The organism is Listeria monocytogenes (assembly GCF_900187225.1).
GTDB classification, from domain to species: Bacteria; Bacillota; Bacilli; order Lactobacillales; family Listeriaceae; genus Listeria; species Listeria monocytogenes.
The window spans coordinates 1,292,415-1,314,425 of record NZ_LT906436.1; the positions used below are offsets into that span (position 1 = coordinate 1,292,415).

A 22,011-nucleotide genomic window follows, 5' to 3' on the forward strand; every position below is an offset into this window, starting at 1 on the left:
TAATTTTAAAGGGCTTTTTTATTGGTAGAATTATCATCATTTTTTCTTATATAGCGAGTTACAATAGGAAACAAACTAAAATCCACATCATAGTTTAAAACGGTTAATTTTATTAGAAGTGTTTGAGTGAACTGTTTGATATTTATAAGTGGTATTTCTGGAAGGGAGCTGGGAATTGTTTCTGAAATGGAAATTAACCAGTTTTTTACTTCTTCGTTACTTATTTTTTGTTCAAAAAGGGCTGTTATTAATATATTACTTAGGCGTTCATCTTCTTCGCCGGTTAGCATTTTAGTGTTTGTCTTATAAAAAAATGCAATTGTAGTCATTATTTTTTTTATGTCTATTTCATTTATAGCTACTTGATGAATTAGTTCATCTAAAGCATCTGCTGTATGGGCGATGCAATGTGCCCAACCTTTTTCTTCAATAAAAGAATGAGTATTTTTTTCGTTTTTTAGTAGCTCAATAAGCGAATTCAAAGTTTCCCTAATTTCACTATCCGTTAAGAAATTATGAACCTTATTATTTTCTAGTAGTAATGCGATAATTAAGGCTAAAAATGAGCGTTGAAATACTGCATCTGAGTCAATGATATTAATCTTGAACAGTAAATTATTCTTATTTACTGCATAATTATAAATTCTCATTTTTTGTTCCGTAGTTAAATTATCCTGACCAACAAGCCACTCGGAAAAAATATTGTAAGCAATATTATCTCTTAATTCGCTATCCGTGGAAGAAAGATAGGACAACATTGTATCAATTATTTCATTAGATGTATTTGGGTCTTTAGGTAATGTATATTCATTTTGTTTTAACGTGTTGAATAAATTAGGATTATGCACATTACTTCCTACCTTCTTTTAGTTTTTAGTTGCAGATATAATCAGCATCATTGGGCGGCGGTATTCATCTTGCATTTCTGGCAAATTTTTTAATTCGGGAGCCGGTTCAGGTTCGATGATACTGTTAATTTGGAAGCCATTTTTGAGAAGCGTTTGTATATAGGTGGTGAGTGTGCGGTGATATTTTTGTACATCTTCACCAAGGAAATGGCTTGTGCGTATTGATTCATTGAAATAACGATCAACGGGCCAGTGTAATTTGTTGCCAGCTTCATCTGTAAACCAATCTTGACGTCCGTCTGCTGTGAATATGGGGTGTTCAACAGAGAAAACAAATGAGCCTCCAGTTATTAGGTTGGTATTTACTTTTTGGCAAATATCGTTAAAGGAAGCGACGTAATGAAGTGCAAGAGAACTAAGAACGATATCGTATGTTTCAGGTTCAATGTCGATATCTTCCATAGCTCTTCGCTCGTAATGGACAATTGGAGATGTCGTTTTGTGCTTAGCTTCTGTAAGCATTCGTGCGGATAAATCTACTCCAACTACTTTTTTTGCACCCTGCTCTGCGGCATAAATACAGTGCCAACCAAATCCACAACCTAAATCAAGGACTACTTTTTGATGGAAATCAGGGAGAAGCTTTTTAAATTCATGCCATTCACCAGCTGCTTGTAAGCCTTCTTTCGAGCGAGGCATTTGGCTATATTGTTCGAAAAAATGTTTGTCATCGTATTTATTTTCTTTCATTATTAATCCTCTTTTCATCAATTAATCAGATGTGTGACTGAATTCTTTATCTAAGAAGAGGTGAGCAAGTCCGCTCACTTGTTTTAAGCGTAAGATTTCATTAGCATCCATTCCAATATTTTTCATAATCCAACTATCGGACATCCCGCTATCTACAAGTTCACTAACAATGTTGGACATTAATTCGACATTATGAAATCCGCGTGCACGATTATGACGTATTGTAGAGGCCATTCGATTCACGGTGTCTTTTTCTAAGATGACTACTGGCAGGAATTCATTTTCCCGTTCACGAATTCGTTTAGAAGTGATCATAATAGTGTAACGGTGGAACCCATCTATTATTTCATATTTATCGCTGTCTTCCAAGGGATAACAAACAATTGGTTGCGTAAAACCATCTTCCCAAATTGATTTTTCAAGTAGTTTGAGTTCGGTTGCGGGGACGGTGTTTGGATTATAATTATTTGCTTGTAATTTTGTGTAGTGAATGGGGGTGACACTATACACTGGGCTTTTATAATTCATTATTTCACCTCATAAAATATTATTATATTTCTCTAATGCGTTTTTTCGCTTCTCTAATTCTAGCTTTGTCTGGCCGAATCCCATGTATTTACAGGTATAATCATTTTTTAAAATCGCAATACACATTCGTTTGTAGGTAGGAACGCTTGCGAATTCTTTGATTTTCAAATCGTCTGGATACTCCTTAAAACGAACGATTTCCATTGGATTAGTATATACTCGGTTATTTTGTGGTTTACCTAGGAAGTCTGCTTGTATCTCTAGATTTTTTAATTCTTCTACAGTTTCTACTTTTAAAGCACCACCTTTTTCGGTCCAATAGGTAATGCTCGTTTTGAATTTTTTTAAATAGCGTTCTCTAGTGTAACTTGGTAAAGTTGTGAGTAAAAATTCTAAATATGATTTCCAAGTATGATTTTTAGGTAGTTTAATTTCTTTCCAAGCCATTGCGGAAGTGCCACCGTAAATGGCAGTAAAATTGGCACCATTCACTCGACCGACTAATTTGGACCAAAGCGCGGGTTCAATGACCCTGTACAGTTTAAGACTTTCTGTAGCGGCATCGTTAAAAGGACTGGCAACACGCATATCGTGCACAGTTAGGCCTGCGTGATAAAATAAATCATAAATTTTATTATAGGACCAATTGAACTTTGCATTCGCAACCCATATATCTTCTACTTGCCAATCGTGAATTGGATAAGCATTGTAAATATTTTTGGAGATTTCGGTCGTCCAATTGTATGTTTTATACATTCGTTCTTTTTTATGAATTGCGTTATAGCGATTAAGAGATTCTTGTTGTCGTATACCAATCAAAGCAATGGTTTTTTTGGCGTTATTTTTAGTATGTAACCAGTGAATTATTTTTTTATTAAATTCATAATCCCAAAGGTTTTCAAAATCAAAGTCAAACGGGGCATTATCTTCATTAATCACGTGTGGAAAGGTAGGCATATCTCTAACCCAGATGTTCCGCTTGGACTTTTCCCATGGTTTCCAGTGGTCGGTGAACATCGAAACAGCTGATTGCGCCGCGATGGGAAGACAACACCAAAGTGGTTCGATGATATCTAAATTAGTTGTAAGCATTTCAGTAACAAAATCAGTTGTAGCACTGTATTGACCTTCGTAATCTAAATGATATACATATATTTTCTTGCGAATATTATTTTTCCGTATGTAGTCAATCATGAGATGGAGCATTACTGCGCTATCTTTACCACCTGAAAACGATACGATAATATTATCGAATTCAGAAAAAATCACTTCCATTCTTTCTTGGGAAGCATCAAAGACTGTTCTAGAAAGCATCCATTATCACCTCAAAAGAATTTTTTTGTGAGAGTTCTTTTTTGAATTCTTGCAATAAACTTGTTTTCTTAGAAATATTTGTATCGATGAGAGAATCCAGTCCGACATTACCGCTTAAATCATGATAGTAGCAGTCTTGTGTTTGCCCAGTTCTATAAATCCGTCTTTCCGATTGATCACGCTGAGAATAATCAAAGGTTTTATCAAAATAAATAATTTGATTATAAAATTGCAAATTGAGTCCGTAAGAAGATTTGGCAAAAGTAGTAATTTTTACATTTGGAAATGCTTGCTGTAATGCCTCTTCTGACCGTCTGTATTTGCAAAAAATAATTGTCGTTTCTTCTTTTCCAGCAATTAATGATTCTGTAATAGTAAATTTTTCAGAAGAAAGACAGTAACAATGTTGCATCACTTGAGACATTTCTAAAAAATTAATGTTGATTGTATATGCAGCGGCTTTTTGGAGATAGTCTTCTTTTATTTCATAATATTGCTTTAAAAGTTCCTCATCAATGGAAAAATCATGACGAATATAATGCCATTTGACAGCTAATTCATGCGAAGAAGTAAAAATAAAAGGGGTGATTAATTTATATAAGTACTCTAAATTATGATACTTTTTAATGATATCCATTGATTGTTGCGTACTTTGTGTTAGTTGCGTAATAGTGACGTATTCGCAAAAAGTTTTTTTAAACTGGGAAAAACTTAGATTTAATATTTTAGGAGATAAAAATTCGAGTTGTGACCATAAATCCAAAATATTACGACTAAGAGGTGTACCGTTCATAATTAATTTATAGGTAGCCAAACGAGAGAGTTTAATCGCTCGTTGTGTTCGAAGGGCATGGATGTTTTTTATCTTTAGACTTTCATCCATAATAATGTAACTATTGGTGGAATTTTTGAGTTTATTCCGGCAATACAGGTATAAGCGATCAGAGTTGGAGAGAGATTCAATACCGATGATTTCTTGTGGGAATTTATAACCCCATTTGTTTATTTCAATTTCGAGATTTTCTTTTGTTTGAAAAGGGGTAATCCATAAAACATAATCTGGTTTTGCGTCGTTGATTAACTCGCAAGCTACCCGAGTTTTTCCACTCCCTGGTTTCATAAATAGAGCGCCAACCTTATATTTTTTGAGTTTTATGAATGCTTTTTTCTGGTTATCTAATAAGGTCATTTTCAATTATCACATCTTTTTCTATTTTTTTAGGAATATGTGTACGAACTTTGACAATGCTGTCATTCACTTTTTTTGTGTGGAAAAACTGCATTATCTCGTCACTTTCTTTTTTAAAGCAAAGAATCATTTTGGAGACACTTAATTCTTTCTTTTCTGTATGTTTTTTTAGAAAGAAGTTCCATGTATCTGGAAAATAAAAATAACTGTATTGTGGTGTAAGTGAAAACACCATCTTTTTAGGTAGCAAGAAAAAATAACCTTCATATTCACTTTCAGAGGGCATTTCAATAATTGTTTGATTATCCCATTGTTCTACACGTTCACTATATGTATAAATTTTGTGCCATTTTACCATTTATATCTAATGCTCCTATGTGTTTTGTCGTTTTCGTTCACTTTTATCTATTTATTCGTTTATTTTATCACAAATAATATTAAAGTTAAGGATAAAACTGTTTTGATGGACGGAAAAATTATTATAAATAAGAAAAATTGTGGATAAAAAAAGGAAGGCTAGGAGCAAATTTAAATGTTTTTTTATTTTTTGGTAGAAAACACTTTTGTAATAGCCAGCTTTTTAGTAGAATAGATAATGGTGGATGGAAAACTTTTCTATCTATGAATAGAATATGAAATTGGAGGCTATTATGGATACCCCAGATTATAAACGAGTTGTATTAAAATTAAGCGGTGAAGCACTTGCCGGAAATGATGGCTTTGGAATTAACCCGAGCGTGGTCAATTTGATTTCTGCTCAAATCAAAGAAGTAGTAGAACTAGGAGTAGAGGTAGCTATCGTTGTTGGCGGCGGAAATATCTGGCGCGGTAAACTTGGTAGTGAAATGGGAATGGACCGTGCAGCAGCAGACCAAATGGGTATGCTTGCGACTATCATGAATTCCTTATCTTTACAAGATTCCCTTGAAAATATTGGAGTAGCAACGCGTGTGCAAACTTCCATTGATATGCGTCAAATTGCGGAGCCGTATATTCGTCGTAAAGCAATTCGCCATCTTGAAAAAGGTCGCGTCGTTATTTTTGCAGGTGGAACAGGTAACCCATACTTCTCCACAGATACAGCGGCAGCACTAAGAGCGGCCGAAATCGAAGCAGATGTCATCTTAATGGCGAAAAACAATGTAGATGGTGTCTACAATGCCGATCCAAAACTAGATGAAAATGCGAAAAAATACGAAGAACTTTCTTATCTTGATGTGATTAAAGAAGGTTTAGAAGTAATGGATACAACAGCATCATCACTAAGTATGGACAATGATATTCCATTAATCGTCTTCTCATTTACAGAACAAGGCAATAATATTAAACGTGTTATTTTAGGTGAAAAAATTGGGACTACTGTTAGGGGGAAAAAATAATGAGTAAAGAAGTATTATCGAAATCCAAAGAAAAAATGGAAAAAGCAGAACAAGCGTTAACAAGACAATTAGGTACAATCCGAGCTGGTCGTGCGAATGCATCACTACTTGACCGTTTATCTGTAGATTATTACGGAGCAGCTACTCCAGTTAACCAAATGGCTTCTATCAGCGTTCCTGAAGCTAGAATGTTGCTAATTACACCCTATGATAAAACAATTTTAGGTGAAATTGAAAAAGCAATTTTGAAATCAGATTTAGGTTTAACACCTAATAATGATGGTTCTGTACTACGTTTATCTATTCCACAATTAACGGAAGAACGTCGTAAAGAGTTGGTTAAAGAAGTGAAAAAAGAAGCTGAAGAAGCGAAGGTTGCTGTGCGTAACATTCGTCGTGAAGCAAATGAAGAACTGAAAAAACTAGAAAAAAATGGCGACATCACAGAAGATGATTTACGTTCTTACGGTGAAGACGTTCAAAAATTAACAGATGAAAGCATCAAAAACATCGATAGCATCACGAAAGACAAAGAAGCGGAAATCTTAGAAGTTTAATTGATACTTTTCAAATAGTAACAAATAGGGTTAAACACCTTTTAAGTTGAAGTGACATTCCTAATTCTTTCCATATGTGTTGGGTTAGGAATGTTTTTTAATGGGCAATTCCATCTCTCTCATGAAAATCTCATCTGTTCACATGGAATTTTTAGTACATTAATTGATTCTTTTTTGTTATTATAGGTATAGACATGCTCTAAGAAGTGTATCAATTGGAGGATTTATGATGTTTAAAAAGCTATTTCGACAAGATGAAAATATATTAAATAGTGAACTTGCAGAAGATTTGCCTATCCCGCGCCATGTAGCTATTATTATGGATGGTAATGGAAGGTGGGCGAAGAAACGTTTTTTGCCGCGCATTGCTGGGCATAAAGAAGGTATGGATGTCGTAAAGCGAGTGACACGATATGCTAATGCAATTAGCATCGATGTTTTAACGCTTTATGCATTTTCAACTGAAAATTGGAAGAGACCTACAGATGAAGTGGATTTTTTAATGAAACTTCCTGTAGAATTTTTTGACTCTTTTGTACCAGAGTTGATTGAAGAAAATGTTCGTGTTAATGTGATGGGGTACAGAGAAAATTTACCTGATCATACGATGCGAGCCGTGGAGAAAGCCATAGCTGATACAGCACATTGCACAGGGCTTACGCTTAATTTTGCACTTAACTACGGTGGACGTTCAGAAATTATTACTGCGGCCAAAGAAGCGATGAAAGAATTAGAACTTGAAGGGAAAAGTGCAGATGATCTGACAGAAGAAAAATTAAATGATCATTTGATGAGTAGTGGTTTGGGCGATCCTGACTTGTTGATTCGGACGAGTGGGGAGCTTAGATTAAGTAATTTTATGCTTTGGCAACTTGCGTATAGCGAGTTTTATTTTACCGATACACATTGGCCTGATTTTTCAAAAGAGGATTTTTTACAGGCAATTATTGAATATCAAAACCGGTCACGTCGTTTTGGAGGGCTCTAGGGAGGAAAAAAGATTGAAAACGAGAATTATTACTGCAGTTGTTGCGCTTATATTTTTTATTCCATTTGTTGTTTACGGGGGAATTCCATTTGAATTATTAAGTATTTTACTTGCAACTATTGCATTATATGAAGTGCTTGTAATGACAAAACAACGAATTTTTTCGATGAATGGAATAATTACCTTACTATTAATGTGGTTAGTTGTCGTGCCAGATAGATATTTGGATTTTTTAAATACACTGCATATTACAGAAATGGAAGTTATTTTTATTTTAATGGCTTTATTACTGGCTAATACGGTATTTTCACGAAATAAATTCCATTTTGATCAAGTGGGTATTTGTATGGTTGCCGCTTTTTATACAGGATTTGGTTTCCATTACTTGGCGTTAACTCGTGAAGCTGGGTTAATGTATGTACTTTTTGCTTTATTTATTGTTTGGTCAACTGATACAGGGGCTTATTTTATTGGAAAAGCGATTGGAAAACACAAATTAGCTCCGAATGTTAGCCCAAACAAAACAGTGGAAGGCTTTATTGGCGGGATTGTATGCGCACTTGTCATTGCTGGGGGTTTTTATTATTTTGCGGAGTTACCAGGAAATATTGCATTTGTACTAGCGCTTTTAGTCTTTCTTTCTATTTTTGGACAGCTTGGCGATTTGGTCGAGTCAGCTTTAAAACGCTTCTATGGTGTAAAAGATTCTGGGAAAATCTTACCTGGACACGGTGGTATTTTAGACCGTTTTGATAGCTTGTTATTCGTTTTACCTCTGCTACATATACTTCAAATTATTTAATTGGAGATGGGATAATGAAAAAAATTATTTTGCTAGGTGCAACTGGTTCAATTGGAACACAAACGCTTGCAATCATTCGCGAAAATCCTGAAAAATTTCAAGTTGTTGCGCTTAGTTTTGGGCGTAATATGGAACGTGGTAGGGCGATTATAAAAGAGTTTAAACCAAAAATGGTCGCTGTTTGGCATACGAGAGATCGTGTTACCTTAGAAGCAGAATTCCCAAATGTGAAATTTTTTAATGGTTTAGAAGGACTTAGAGAAGTAGCGACCTATTTAGATGGGGACGTTCTTTTAAATGCAGTTATGGGGAGCGTTGGACTACTTCCTACATTAGATGCAATCGAAGCTGGGAAGGCCATTGCAATAGCTAATAAAGAAACACTTGTCACGGCTGGACATTTAGTTATGCGTTCGGCGAAAGAAAAGAGCATTTCTCTATTACCCGTTGATAGTGAACATTCTGCTATTTTACAAGCATTAAACGGAGAAAATCCAGAAAGAATAGAAAAACTAGTTCTTACAGCGAGCGGTGGAAGCTTCCGAGATAAGACGAGGGAGCAACTCAGCGCGGTTACGGTGAAAGAAGCGTTAAAACATCCAAACTGGAATATGGGGAATAAATTAACAATTGATTCAGCAACGATGTTTAACAAAGGTTTGGAAGTGATGGAGGCGCACTGGCTGTTTGGTGTAGATTACGATGATATTGAGGTAGTTATCCAGCGCGAAAGTATTATCCATTCTATGGTTCAGTTCGTGGATGGAAGTTTCATCGCACAACTTGGAACGCCAGATATGCGGATGCCAATTCAATATGCTTTAACCTATCCCGACAGACTCTATATACCGTATGAAAAAGAATTCCGGATCACTGATTTTTCCGCACTTCATTTTGAAAAAGTGGATTATGAAAGATTTCCGGCATTGAAACTCGCGTATAATGCTGGTAAAATAGGTGGAACAATGCCGACAGTTTTGAATGCGGCAAATGAAATTGCTGTTGCTGGCTTTTTAAATGGACAGGTAGCTTTTTATAATATTGAAGCACTTGTTGAGAATGCAATGAATCGTCATACTAGTATTTCTAATCCTGACTTGGATACGATTTTACAAGTCGATCAAGAAACACGCGCGTATGTAAAGACACTTTTATAGAGGTGAAGCTATTTTGACAACTATTATTGCTTTTATTTTCGTATTCGGACTGATTGTATTTTTCCATGAACTAGGACATTTTCTTTTTGCGAAACGTGCTGGGATTATGGTGAAAGACTTTTCAATTGGTTTTGGACCGAAAATTTTTGCTTATCGTAAAAAAGAAACACAATATACGATTCGCTTATTACCGATTGGTGGCTATGTTCGGATGGCTGGGGAAGATGGCGAGGAAATTGAGCTAAAACCTGGTTACCGAGTAGGGCTTGAATTAACTCCGGAAGAAACTGTTAGCAAAATCATTGTAAATGGGAAAGATCAATATGTAAATGCGCAGCCAATCGAAGTTTCTCTCTGTGATTTAGAAAAAGAACTTTTCATTGAAGGCTATGAGGATTATGATGATACAAAAAAAGTTCGCTATCAGGTTGAGCGTGATGCTCTAGTCATTGATGGTAAGATCGAAACAATGATTACGCCGTATGACCGTTCTTTTAATGCAAAATCATTAGGAAACCGAGCAATGACTATTTTTGCTGGACCGCTTTTTAACTTTATTTTAGCTATTTTAATTTTCACAGCACTTGCTTTTGTACAAGGGGGCGTTCCGAGCACCGATAATACGCTTGGGAATGTTCTACCGGATGGAGCAGCTGCTGAGGCTGGGCTAAAAAAGGGGGATGAAGTTCTTTCCATCAATGGGAAGGAAACGAAATCTTGGACTGATATTGTTCAAAATGTTTCAGAAAACCCCGGAAAAACACTCGATTTCAAAATTGAGCGTGATGGTAAGACACAAGATATCGATGTCAAACCTGCAACACAAAAAGAAAATGGCAAAGACGTAGGAAAAATCGGTGTAGAAACGCCAATGGATTCCTCTTTTACTGCTAAAATAACCAATGGATTTACGCAAACATGGAATTGGATCGTTCAAATATTTACGATTCTTGGAAATATGTTTACAGGCGGATTTTCGCTTGATATGTTGAATGGCCCAGTGGGGATTTACACAAGTACGCAACAAGTCGTTCAATATGGCTTTATGACTGTACTAAACTGGACTGCTGTTTTAAGTATTAACTTAGGAATTGTTAACTTGCTACCGTTACCAGCACTAGATGGCGGACGTTTAATGTTCTTCTTATACGAACTCGTTCGCGGCAAACCAATTGACCCAAAAAAAGAAGGCATTATCCATTTTGCTGGATTTGCACTTTTAATGGTTCTGATGATTCTTGTGACATGGAACGATATTCAACGAGCATTTTTCTAAAAAGAGATAGACTAATAAAGGGAAAAAGGGGTGTTTTAAATGCGTCAAACGATGACATTTATACCAACATTAAAAGAAGTTCCAGCAGATGCGGAAGTAAAGAGTCACCAGTTACTTCTTCGCGCTGGTTTTATAAGACAAACAGCTAGTGGGATTTATAGTTATTTACCACTTGCAACATTGATGTTAAGAAAAATCGAAACAATTATTCGTGAAGAGCTAGAAGCAATTGGCGCTGCGGAATTATTAATGCCTGCACTTCAACCTGCGGAACTTTGGCAAGAGTCTGGTCGTTGGAACGATTACGGTCCAGAATTAATGCGCCTAAAAGACCGAGCTTCTCGCGACTTTGCGCTTGGGCCAACACATGAAGAAGTTATTACAGCGCTTTTACGCGATGAAGTTAAATCTTACAAACGTTTGCCGCTTACTTTATACCAAATTCAAACAAAATTCCGTGATGAAAAACGTCCACGCTTCGGGTTATTACGTGGTCGCGAATTCATTATGAAAGATGCCTATTCTTTCCATGCAACCAGTGAAAGTTTGGATGAAGTGTATAACTTAATGCACCAAGCTTATTCAAATATCTTTACTCGTTGTGGGCTTGAATTCCGTTCTGTTATTGCGGATTCTGGTTCTATCGGTGGGAATGAATCAAAAGAATTTATGGCGTTATCTGATATTGGCGAAGATACGATTGCGTATAGTGACGCTTCTGATTATGCTGCTAACACAGAGATGGCTCCAGTTTTATATATGGAGAAAAAATCGCATGAGCTAGAGAAAGACCTGGAAAAAGTTGCCACTCCTGACCAAAAATCGATTACTGATATCGTTGAATTTTTAGAAGTTCCAATTGAAAAAACAATGAAATCGATGCTTTATCAAGTCGATGATGAAGTTATTATGGTTCTCGTTCGCGGTGACCATGAAGTAAATGATATTAAAATCAAAAATGCATTAGATGCAACCAATGTAGAATTAGTGGATCCAGCTGTTGCTGTTGAACTATTAGGAGCTAATTTTGGTTCCCTAGGACCAATCAATGTTCCTGAAAACATGCGCGTGTTTGCAGATAATGCTGTGAAAGATATCGTTAATGCGGTAGTTGGTGCAAACGAAGATGGTTTCCATTATATTAATGTGAATCCAGATCGCGATTTCTCCGTTACTAGCTATTTTGATTTACGGATGATTCAAGTTGGCGATTTATCTCCAGATGGTCAGGGCGTAATCAAGTTTGCTGAAGGTATCGAAGTTGGTCATATTTTCAAACTTGGAACGAAGTATAGTGAAGCGATGAATGCAACTATTTTAGATGAAAATGGTCGAGCACAGCCTATCATTATGGGTTGTTACGGAATTGGCGTATCACGTATTTTATCTGCCATTGCGGAACAATCGAATGATGAAAATGGTTTTGTATGGGACAAACAAATTAGTCCATTTGATTTGCATTTAATTCCTGTTAATATGAAGAGCGAAGAGCAAGTTGCTTTTGCAGAAACACTTTATACATCCTTACAAGATGCTGGCTTCAGTGTCTTAATCGATGATCGTGCGGAGCGGGCGGGCGTTAAGTTTGCAGATGCCGATTTAATCGGTTTACCAATTCGTATTACAGTAGGTAAAAAAGCAGCAGAAGGCGTAGTTGAAGTAAAAATCAGAAAAACTGGCGAAATGATTGAAGTTCGTCAAGATGAGTTACTAAACACGCTGCCTATACTCTTTGGAGATAAATAATTTATTGAGCAATTCATGCCAGATGAAACTTCACTCGTTCTATAAAAACGGGTTATGAGGGACATCTGGCTTTTATAAATTTGAATGAAGGGGTGTTATTCGGAATGACTGCAAAAGAGGAAGAAAAACAAGAACGATTTCAGCTGTTAATGACACAAATCGGTTTACAAGATGTAACAACCTACGAAGAATTTACAAAAGATGCTAAAATCGAAAAACTCGTTGCCGATAAGAAAAATAAAACATGGCAATTTCATTTACACGTTCCACAAATTTTTCCAGCAGCACTTTTCCATATGATGGATGTTGGAATGAAACGCGCATTCAGCCAAATCGCGGAAACAGAAATGCAAATTGTTCCAGAAAATCAAACAATCAACGAAACGCTCATTCAAGATTATTGGAACTTAATCGTAGAGCCAATTGGAAAGCAGTCACCGATGATTGGAAAGCTTTTAATGGAGCAAAAACCTACATTTAAAGAACCCCATTTTATTGAAGTAGCAGTCCATAATGACATGGAAGAAGCGACTATTCAGCAACGATTCCAGACGAAAATTATTGAAAGTTATGGGAAAGCTGGATTTCCACGTCTAGCAATGAAAATGCACATGCTTGACCAGTCTGAAACAGATGAATATAAAGCTTTTGCACAGGCCAAACAAGAAGAAGATCAGAAAAAAGCCGCTGAAGCTGTGCAAGTTATGCAAAAACGACAAGCAGAAGGGCAAAGCGGTGGCGGTGGAGCAGCTCCACTAACAGGTCCGTTCCAAATTGGTTATAAAATTAAAGACGATGAAGAAGTTAAACGTCTTGGGGATATTTATGATGAAGAACGACGTATTACAGTTCAAGGCTTAATCTTTGCGACAGAAATTAGAGAGCTTCGCAGTGGTCGTAGTTTGTTACAATTCAAAATTACCGATTATACAAGTTCAATGATTATAAAAATGTTTTCTCGTGATAACGAGGATGCGGCGATGTTCCAGAATTTGAAAAAAGGTATGTGGGTTAAAGTTCGAGGAAGCGTTCAAAACGATACTTTCGTGCGTGACTTAATCATGATGGCGCAAGATGTCAATGAAATCGCTGGAGTGAAGCGTCTTGATACTGCTGAAGAAAAACGCGCAGAACTACATCTTCATTCACCGATGAGTCAAATGGATGCCACTTCATCTGTTGATTCACTGTTCAAACAAGCTGCTGATTGGGGACACAAAGCAATCGCTATTACTGATCATTCCGTTGCCCAATCTTTCCCAGAAGCGTATGGAGCAGGGCAAAAGTATGGCTTAAAAGTTATTTTTGGCATCGAAGCAAATCTCATAGATGATGGCGTGCCAATCGCTTATAACGATCAACATATTGCTTTGGAAGATGCAACATATTGCGTATTTGACGTTGAAACAACAGGTTTATCCGCTGTTTATGATACGATCATCGAACTTGCTGGCGTAAAAATGAAAAATGGTGAAATTATTGATAAATTTGAAGCTTTTATTGATCCAGGACATCCACTTTCTGCAACTACTATTAATTTAACTGGTATTACAGATGACATGGTAAAAGGTTCTGATCCCATTGATGTTGTTTTAAAACGATTTAAAGAATGGAGCGGTGATGATATTCTTGTGGCCCATAATGCTTCTTTTGACATGGGTTTTATTAACACTGCTTATGAAAAAGTTGGGCTAGAAAAAGCAGAAAATGCAGTTGTCGATACATTAGAATTAGCACGTTTTCTTTACCCACATTTTAAGAATCACCGTTTGAATACATTAACAAAGAAATTTAATATTATTCTTGAACAACATCACCGGGCTGTATTTGATGCTGAGGCTACAGCATATTTAGCTTGGAAATTAATTAAAGATGCGAAAGAAATGCACAACATCGATTTCCATGATTCTTTAAATGACTATATGGGAGAAGGCGACGCATACAAGCGTGCGAGACCATTCCACGCCACAATTTACGCACAAACGGCTGTTGGTTTGAAGAATCTCTTTAAATTAATTACGATGTCCAATATTAATTACTTTTACCGTGTGCCTCGTATTCCTCGTTCTCAGCTAAAGAAATTACGTGAAGGTTTAATTATTGGAACTGCTTGTAGCCAAGGAGAACTATTTGAAGCAATGATGCAAAAAGGGATGCAAGCGGCAGAAAAAGTAGCAGAGTTCTATGATTTCATTGAAGTTCAACCGAAGCCAGTTTATGCACCGCTTATTGAACGTGAACTAGTTCGTGACGAAAAAGCTTTAGAAGAAATATTGAAAAATATCGTCCGCGTTGGTGAAAAAACTGGAAAACCTGTCGTTGCAACAGGTAATGTACATTACAAAGATCCAGTGGATAAAATTTATCGTAAAATTTTAATCCATTCGCAAGGAGGAGCAAATCCGCTTAATCGTGCTGAATTACCAGATGTTCATTTCCGTACAACGGATGAAATGTTGAAAGAATTTGCCTTCTTGGGTGAAGAAAAAGCAAAAGAAATTGTTGTAACTAATGCGAATTTAGTTGTCGATTGGATGGAAAATCTTAAACCAATCAAAGACGAATTATACACGCCGAAGATTGATGGCGCAGAAGATGAAGTTCGGAATATGAGCTATGCGATGGCGCATCAACTTTACGGTGAGAAACTGCCAGAAATCGTAGAAGCTCGACTAGAAAAAGAACTGAAAAGTATTATCGGACACGGGTTTGCGGTTATTTATCTCATTTCACATAAGCTTGTTAAGAAATCACTTGTAGATGGCTATCTAGTTGGTTCGCGGGGATCGGTCGGTTCTTCTTTCGTTGCGACAATGACGGAAATTACCGAAGTAAACCCACTTCCACCGCATTATCTTTGCCCGAATTGTAAGGATTCTGAGTTCTTTGATGATGGTTCAGTTGGTTCTGGTTTTGACTTACCTGACAAAGATTGCCCACATTGCGGAACTGCTTATCAAAAAGAAGGACAAGACATTCCATTTGAAACTTTCTTAGGATTTAAAGGGGATAAAGTACCTGATATTGACTTGAACTTCTCAGGAGATTATCAACCGGTAGCCCATGCTTATACAAAAGAAATTTTTGGTGAAGATTACGTTTTCCGTGCGGGGACGATTGGTACTGTTGCAGAGAAAACAGCTTTTGGTTATGTTCGAAATTATGAGCGAGATATGAATATGACTATTCGCGGGGCAGAAATTGACCGACTTGTTGCTGGTTGTACAGGCGTTAAACGAACTACCGGACAACATCCAGGTGGTATTATCGTTATTCCAGATTATATGGATGTTTACGATTTTACACCGGTACAGTTCCCAGCTGATGCGACGGACTCAGAATGGAAAACGACCCATTTTGACTTTCACTCGATTCATGATAACGTATTAAAACTAGATATACTTGGACACGATGATCCGACTGCTATCCGGATGTTACAGGATTTAAGCGGTATTGATCCAAAAACAATCCCAACCGATGATCCAGATGTTATGAAACTATTTGGATCTACAGAGTCGCTTGGTGTTAAACCAGCAGATATTGATTCAAAAACAGGAACATTAGGAATCCCCGAATTTGGGACGCGTTTTGTTCGACAAATGCTAGAACAAACTAAACCAACAACATTTTCTGAGCTAGTGCAAATCTCCGGTCTTTCCCACGGGACGGACGTTTGGCTTGGTAATGCCGAAGAATTAATCAAAAATAAAACATGCGAACTGCCAGATGTAATTGGTTGTCGTGATGATATTATGGTTTTCCTAATTTATCAAGGGCTAGAAAGTTCATTAGCCTTTAAGATTATGGAGTCTGTGCGTAAAGGGAAAGGGTTAACAGATGAAATGGAAGAAGCAATGATGGCGAATAAAGTACCGCTTTGGTACATTGAATCTTGTAAAAAAATCAAGTACATGTTCCCTAAAGCCCATGCTGCTGCTTATGTTTTAATGGCAGTACGGATTGCATATTTCAAAGTACATTATCCACTATACTTCTATGCGACTTATTTCACCGTTCGTGCCGACGATTTTGATTTAACATCGATGGTAAACGGAAAAGAAGCCGTGAAAGCAACGATGAAGGAAGTAAACGATAAAGGAATGGAAGCTTCAACCAAAGAGAAAAACTTATTAACTGTTCTAGAAATTGCGAATGAAATGCTTGCTCGTGGTTTCCATTTCCAAAAAGTCGATTTATATAAATCGTCTGCTGATGAGTTCATTATTGACGGAGACTCACTTATTCCACCATTCAATGCGATTCCAAGTCTTGGAACCAACGTAGCAAAACAAATCGTTGCCGCTCGTGAAAATGGAGAATTTTTATCCAAAGAAGACTTGCAACAACGTGGAAAAGTGTCGAAAACGATTATTCAGTACATGGATGATCAAGGATGCTTGGAAGGATTGCCTGATCAAAATCAGTTGTCACTATTCTAAAAATGGGCAAAACTTGCTTGTAGTCACAATTTGTGATAAACTTATTTAAGAAATACTACGATAACTCAGCCAAGCGTGGGCCAATGCCCACGCTTTCGTTTTGCAAATCTGTCAAAGAGTCACCTGTGGCAGAAGTAGGGGACGAATTAGCTGGAAAAGCGTATCTCTTAAGGAGGCTGAAATGAGTAAAGTACTAGAACAAGTAGAAGCAATTGTTGCGCCAATCACGGACGAACTTCAACTAGAACTCGTAGATATTGCCTTTGAAAAAGAAGGCCCAAATTGGTTTTTACGAATTTTTATTGACAAAGATGGTGGCGTAGATATCGATGAATGCGCAGCCGTGAGCGAAAAAGTTAGTGAGAAAATGGACGAAAATGACCCCATTACACAAAACTACTTTTTAGAAGTATCTTCTCCCGGGGCTGAACGTCCGCTGAAGAAAGAGCAAGATTTTGAAAATGCGGTAAGTAAATATGTTCACGTCACTTCTTATGAGCCAATTGACGGTCGTAAAATGTGGGAAGGAACGCTTGTTAGTTATGACGGCACAACACTCGTTATTACTATCACGGACAAAACACGCAAAATCACTTGTGAAATTCCTAAAGACAAAGTAGCCAAAGCAAGACTCGCAATTCAATTTTAAAAAGCAAAGAATAAGGAGCTGAATAAAAAATGAGCACAGAATTATTAGATGCTCTTCATGTGTTAGAACATGATAAAGGTATTTCAAGAGAGGTTTTAGTAGAAGCAATCGAAGCTGCACTTACTTCCGCATATAAAAGAAACTTCAAAGATGCACAAAACGTACGCGTAGATTTAAATATGGAAAACGGTTCTATCCGTGTTTTAGCTAGAAAAGAAGCAGTAGAACAAGTATTTGATTCTCGCCTTGAAATTTCTATGGAAGAAGCACACAAACTGAATCCAGTATACAAACCAGGTGATGTGGTAGAGCTTGAAGTAACACCAAAAGATTTTGGACGTATTGCAGCTCAAACAGCGAAACAAGTTGTTACGCAACGTGTTCGTGAAGCAGAACGCGGCATCATTTACGATGAGTTTATCGACCGTGAAGATGACATTATGACTGGTATCGTGGAACGTCAAGATTCTCGTTTCATCTATGTGAATCTAGGTAAAATCGAAGCAATTTTGTCGCAAAATGAGCAAATGCCAAACGAAACTTACCATGCACATGACCGCATCAAAGTCTATTTGACAAAAGTAGAAAAGACGACAAAAGGGCCACAAATCTTTGTATCCCGTACACACCCTGGCTTACTTAAACGTCTTTTTGAAATGGAAGTACCGGAAATCTATGACGGTGTTGTAGAAATCAAGTCTGTTGCACGTGAAGCAGGAGACCGCTCTAAAATCTCCGTCTACACTGCAAATGAAGAAGTGGATCCTGTTGGCGCATGTGTCGGACCAAAAGGTGCACGTGTCCAAACAATCGTCAATGAACTTAAAGGTGAAAAAATCGATATCGTTGAATGGTCAGAAGATCCTTTCACATTCGTTGCTAATGCACTTAGCCCTTCTAAAGTGTTAGATGTTATTGTTAACGAAGCAGACCAAGCGACAACTGTAATCGTACCAGACTATCAGTTATCACTAGCAATTGGTAAACGTGGTCAAAATGCCCGTTTAGCAGCAAAATTAACTGGATGGAAAATTGATATTAAAAGTGAAACAGTTGCAACTGAACTAGGCATCTATCCTCGTAATGATGTAGAAGCGCCAGAAGTTGAAGAAGCAGAGAGCGAAACTTTTACAGAAGATGAAGAGTAAAAAGGAGAATTATCATGCGTAATAAAAAAATCCCCCTTCGAAAATGTATTATTACCGGTGAACGCTTGCCAAAAGGCGAACTTCTTCGTATTGCGTATTCGAAAGACGGAGCGCTTACGATAGATCCTACAGGCAAAGCACCTGGACGCGGTTTCTACATCGTTAAAAGTGTAGAAGCATGTGAAAAAGCGAAAAAGAAAAACGCTATTTTTCATCAACTAAAAATGCCGGAACAAGAGTCCTTTTACGATGAGCTAATCGCTTATGTGAAGTCTCTCGAGGAACCAACGAATGGATAAAAAAGCACTTTCCTTATTAGGCCTCGCAAACCGAGCACGTAAAATTACTACTGGTGAAGAATTAGTATTAAAAGCAGTTAGAAATGGGAAAGCAAAAATGGTTCTCATTTCAGAAGATATATCCGAAAAAACCGAGAAAACAATCCGCAACAAGTGTGAATACTATAATGTTGTCGTGAAAAAAGCCGGTACCCGGGAAATGATAGGGGGTGCAATCGGCAAAGACACACGTGCAATCGTTGCCATACTTGATAAAGGATTTGCTATTAAATTAGCAGAATTACTCGGTTGAATCTTATACGGAGGTGTACGACATGAGTAAAGTTCGTGTATATGAATATGCAAAAGAACATCAAGTATCAAGCAAAAAAGTCATTGAAGCATTGAAAGACTTAGGTATTGAAGTGGCCAATCACATGTCCACTATTAATGAAAATGCATTAAGACAATTAGATAATGCCGTTGATGGCACAAATAAAAAAGCCGAAGCACCAAAGAAAGAAACTACTAGCAACGAAAATGGAAATAGTAAGGGGCCAAACAAACCAAATATGACAAATAGTAATGAAAAGTCGAATAAACCAAATAAACCAGCAGGACAAGCTAATAAACCAGCCACTGCAAACAAAAGCCAAGGTGCAAAACCAGCGACAAACAAACCAGCAAACACAAGTAACCAAACACAAGCAAGTGGGAACCAACAAGCTGGCGGACAAAAACGTAACAACAATAACAACAGTAATCGTCCAGGCGGCGGCAATCCAAACCGTCCAGGTGGTAACAATCGTCCGAATCGCGGCGGCAATTTTAACAATAAAGGCCGTAACACGAAGAAAAAAGGTAAGTTAAACCACAGTACAGTACCGCCAACTCCGCCGAAACCAAAAGAACTTCCTGAAAAAATCGTTTTCAGCGAGTCTCTAACAGTAGCGGAATTAGCGAAAAAATTATACAGAGAACCATCTGAACTTATCAAAAAATTATTTATGCTTGGCGTTGTTGCGACAATCAACCAATCATTAGATAAAGATGCGATCGAACTAATTTGTGACGACTACGGTGTGCAAGTAGAAGAAGAAATTAAAGTCGATGTAACAGATTTAGATGTGTACTTTGAAAATGAACTAAATGAAGCGGTTGACGAGTCTAAACTTGTTGAACGCCCACCAGTTGTTACTATCATGGGACACGTTGACCACGGTAAAACAACATTACTAGATTCCCTTCGTAATACAAAAGTTACTTTAGGAGAAGCTGGTGGTATCACGCAACATATCGGTGCTTACCAATTAGAAATTCATGACAAAAAAATCACTTTCCTTGATACACCGGGACATGCTGCCTTTACAGCGATGCGTGCTCGTGGTGCGCAAATCACGGATATTACGATTTTAGTTGTTGCAGCAGATGATGGTGTTATGCCACAAACAATTGAAGCAATCAACCATGCGAAAGCTGCGGGAATGCCGATTATTGTTGCTGTCAACAAAATTGATAAACCACAAGCCAACCCAGACCGCGTAATGCAAGAATTAACTGAGTATGAATTAGTTCCAGAAGCATGGGGCGGCGATACAATTTTCGCACCAATCTCAGCTAAATTCGGTGAAGGTCTTGAAAACTTGTTAGATATGATTTTACTTGTTTCTGAAGTAGAAGAATTAAAAGCGAATCCAGACCGTCGTGCTATCGGTTCTGTTATTGAAGCAGAACTTGATAAAGGCCGTGGCCCGGTTGCGACGTTACTAGTACAAGATGGAACGCTTAATATCGGAGACCCAATTGTTGTTGGTAACACATTTGGTCGTGTCCGCGCAATGGTCAATGATTTAGGCCGTCGCGTGAAAAAAGTTGGCCCAAGTACACCAGTTGAAATCACTGGATTAAATGATGTACCGCAAGCTGGCGATCGCTTTGTTGTTTTTGAAGATGAAAAAACAGCAAGAAATATCGGTGAAACTCGTGCAAGCCGTGCACTAGTAGCACAACGTTCCGCAACAAACCGAGTAAGTTTAGACAACTTATTTGAACATATGAAGGCTGGCGAAATGAAAGAAGTTAACGTTATTATTAAAGCTGACGTTCAAGGTTCTGTAGAGGCTCTTGCCGCATCTCTTCGTAAAATTGATGTAGAAGGCGTTAACGTAAAAATCATTCATACTGCCGTTGGTGCAATCAATGAATCAGATATTACTTTAGCAGCAGCTTCTAATGCAATTGTTATTGGATTTAACGTTCGTCCAACAGCTCAAGCGCGTGAAGCAGCAGAAAACGAAAGTGTAGACATTCGTTTACACCGTGTTATCTATAAAGCCATTGATGAAATTGAAGCAGCGATGAAAGGGATGCTTGATCCAGAATTTCAAGAAAAAATTATTGGTCAAGCGCAAGTTCGTCAAACAATCAATGTTTCTAAAGTGGGTACAATTGCCGGCTGTTACGTAACAGATGGTAAAATTACTCGTGATAGCGGCGTTCGTATTATCCGTGACGGAATCGTTGTTTTTGAAGGCGAAATTGCTACACTTAAACGCTTTAAAGATGATGCGAAAGAAGTTGCCAAAGGTTACGAATGTGGTATCACAGTACAAAACTTCAACGATATCAAAGAAGACGATGTCATTGAAGCTTACGTTATGGAAGAAATCGAAAGAAAATGATTCAATCAGTTGTTAGTGAATTTTTCATGCAGGAACCACAAAACCTCAAAGAAAAACGAGCTATCCTGAAACGAATTATAACGAGAGCAAAACAAAAATTCAATATCTCTATAGCTGAAACGGATTATCAGGATTTATGGCAGCGAGCGGAAGTTAGCTTTGCTGTCGTATCTTCCTCGCACATCCAAGCGGAAAAAGAAGCCAGAGAAGTACTTGCTTTTCTTGATTCTTTTCCCGAGTGGGAACGCGCCGAGACTGTTATGGAGAAGTTATAAAAAGAGG

20 protein-coding genes are annotated in these 22,011 nt (G+C 37.4%); 14 read left to right on the forward strand and 6 right to left on the reverse strand.

Annotation, left to right across the window (positions count from 1 at the left end):
* Positions 1 to 5: 5 nt before the first annotated feature.
* Genes CKV70_RS06630 through CKV70_RS06655 form a run of 6 tightly spaced genes read right to left on the reverse strand, consistent with a single transcriptional unit; the run spans position 6 to position 4,987 of the window.
* A complete protein-coding gene (locus CKV70_RS06630; protein WP_014600797.1) occupies positions 6 to 848 on the reverse strand; it encodes a DUF2785 domain-containing protein in 843 nt (280 codons plus the stop codon).
* Between the two features lie 18 nt (positions 849 to 866).
* Complete coding sequence (locus tag CKV70_RS06635; RefSeq protein WP_014600798.1) at positions 867 to 1,598, reverse strand: class I SAM-dependent methyltransferase; 732 nt, start codon at positions 1,596 to 1,598, stop codon at positions 867 to 869.
* A gap of 21 nt (positions 1,599 to 1,619) precedes the next feature.
* Positions 1,620 to 2,126: an IbrB-like domain-containing protein gene (locus CKV70_RS06640; protein WP_003723445.1), complete on the reverse strand. Its 507-nt coding sequence runs from the start codon at positions 2,124 to 2,126 to the stop codon at positions 1,620 to 1,622.
* Between the two features lie 9 nt (positions 2,127 to 2,135).
* Positions 2,136 to 3,440 (reverse strand): phosphoadenosine phosphosulfate reductase, encoded by a 1,305-nt coding sequence (locus tag CKV70_RS06645; RefSeq protein WP_003723446.1) that lies wholly within the window; start codon positions 3,438 to 3,440, stop codon positions 2,136 to 2,138.
* Positions 3,430 to 4,635 carry an SNF2-related protein gene (locus tag CKV70_RS06650; RefSeq protein ID WP_010989732.1) on the reverse strand — a complete coding sequence of 402 codons (1,206 nt, stop codon included), beginning with the start codon at positions 4,633 to 4,635 and terminating at the stop codon, positions 3,430 to 3,432. The genes CKV70_RS06645 and CKV70_RS06650 overlap by 11 nt, the downstream gene beginning before the upstream one ends.
* A complete protein-coding gene (locus CKV70_RS06655) occupies positions 4,613 to 4,987 on the reverse strand; it encodes a hypothetical protein (protein ID WP_003723448.1) in 375 nt (124 codons plus the stop codon). The genes CKV70_RS06650 and CKV70_RS06655 overlap by 23 nt, the downstream gene beginning before the upstream one ends.
* A 292-nt stretch (positions 4,988 to 5,279) precedes the next feature.
* On the opposite strand from CKV70_RS06655, the gene pyrH reads away from it, so the two are divergent.
* From pyrH to CKV70_RS06725, 14 genes are all read left to right on the forward strand, one after another.
* Complete coding sequence (pyrH, locus tag CKV70_RS06660; protein WP_003723449.1) at positions 5,280 to 6,008, forward strand: UMP kinase; 729 nt, start codon at positions 5,280 to 5,282, stop codon at positions 6,006 to 6,008.
* Complete coding sequence (frr, locus tag CKV70_RS06665) at positions 6,008 to 6,565, forward strand: ribosome recycling factor (protein ID WP_003723450.1); 558 nt, start codon at positions 6,008 to 6,010, stop codon at positions 6,563 to 6,565. The genes pyrH and frr overlap by 1 nt, the downstream gene beginning before the upstream one ends.
* Positions 6,566 to 6,794: 229 nt before the next feature.
* Complete coding sequence (locus CKV70_RS06670; protein ID WP_014600799.1) at positions 6,795 to 7,553, forward strand: undecaprenyl pyrophosphate synthase; 759 nt, start codon at positions 6,795 to 6,797, stop codon at positions 7,551 to 7,553.
* Between the two features lie 13 nt (positions 7,554 to 7,566).
* Positions 7,567 to 8,355, forward strand: coding sequence for a phosphatidate cytidylyltransferase (locus CKV70_RS06675; protein ID WP_014600800.1), 789 nt, complete (start codon positions 7,567 to 7,569; stop codon positions 8,353 to 8,355).
* Between the two features lie 14 nt (positions 8,356 to 8,369).
* The gene (locus CKV70_RS06680) at positions 8,370 to 9,512 is read left to right on the forward strand and encodes a 1-deoxy-D-xylulose-5-phosphate reductoisomerase (RefSeq protein ID WP_014600801.1); all 1,143 of its coding nucleotides are present in this window, start codon (positions 8,370 to 8,372) and stop codon (positions 9,510 to 9,512) included.
* A gap of 13 nt (positions 9,513 to 9,525) precedes the next feature.
* Positions 9,526 to 10,788, forward strand: coding sequence for an RIP metalloprotease RseP (rseP, locus tag CKV70_RS06685; protein WP_003723454.1), 1,263 nt, complete (start codon positions 9,526 to 9,528; stop codon positions 10,786 to 10,788).
* Between the two features lie 39 nt (positions 10,789 to 10,827).
* A complete protein-coding gene (locus CKV70_RS06690; protein WP_003732816.1) occupies positions 10,828 to 12,534 on the forward strand; it encodes a proline--tRNA ligase in 1,707 nt (568 codons plus the stop codon).
* Positions 12,535 to 12,638: 104 nt separating this feature from the next.
* A complete protein-coding gene (locus tag CKV70_RS06695; RefSeq protein ID WP_003732817.1) occupies positions 12,639 to 16,973 on the forward strand; it encodes a PolC-type DNA polymerase III in 4,335 nt (1,444 codons plus the stop codon).
* Between the two features lie 181 nt (positions 16,974 to 17,154).
* Complete coding sequence (gene rimP / locus CKV70_RS06700) at positions 17,155 to 17,622, forward strand: ribosome maturation factor RimP (protein WP_003732818.1); 468 nt, start codon at positions 17,155 to 17,157, stop codon at positions 17,620 to 17,622.
* 29 nt (positions 17,623 to 17,651) lie between these two features.
* Positions 17,652 to 18,770 carry a transcription termination factor NusA gene (gene nusA, locus CKV70_RS06705; protein ID WP_003722453.1) on the forward strand — a complete coding sequence of 373 codons (1,119 nt, stop codon included), beginning with the start codon at positions 17,652 to 17,654 and terminating at the stop codon, positions 18,768 to 18,770.
* 14 nt (positions 18,771 to 18,784) lie between these two features.
* The gene (gene rnpM, locus CKV70_RS06710) at positions 18,785 to 19,069 is read left to right on the forward strand and encodes an RNase P modulator RnpM (protein ID WP_003722454.1); all 285 of its coding nucleotides are present in this window, start codon (positions 18,785 to 18,787) and stop codon (positions 19,067 to 19,069) included.
* Positions 19,062 to 19,361, forward strand: coding sequence for a YlxQ family RNA-binding protein (locus CKV70_RS06715; protein ID WP_003729918.1), 300 nt, complete (start codon positions 19,062 to 19,064; stop codon positions 19,359 to 19,361). Before rnpM ends, CKV70_RS06715 begins: the two co-directional genes overlap by 8 nt.
* A 22-nt stretch (positions 19,362 to 19,383) precedes the next feature.
* Positions 19,384 to 21,729: a translation initiation factor IF-2 gene (gene infB, locus CKV70_RS06720; RefSeq protein ID WP_003732820.1), complete on the forward strand. Its 2,346-nt coding sequence runs from the start codon at positions 19,384 to 19,386 to the stop codon at positions 21,727 to 21,729.
* A complete protein-coding gene (locus CKV70_RS06725; RefSeq protein ID WP_003722457.1) occupies positions 21,726 to 22,004 on the forward strand; it encodes a DUF503 domain-containing protein in 279 nt (92 codons plus the stop codon). Before infB ends, CKV70_RS06725 begins: the two co-directional genes overlap by 4 nt.
* Positions 22,005 to 22,011: the final 7 nt, after the last annotated feature.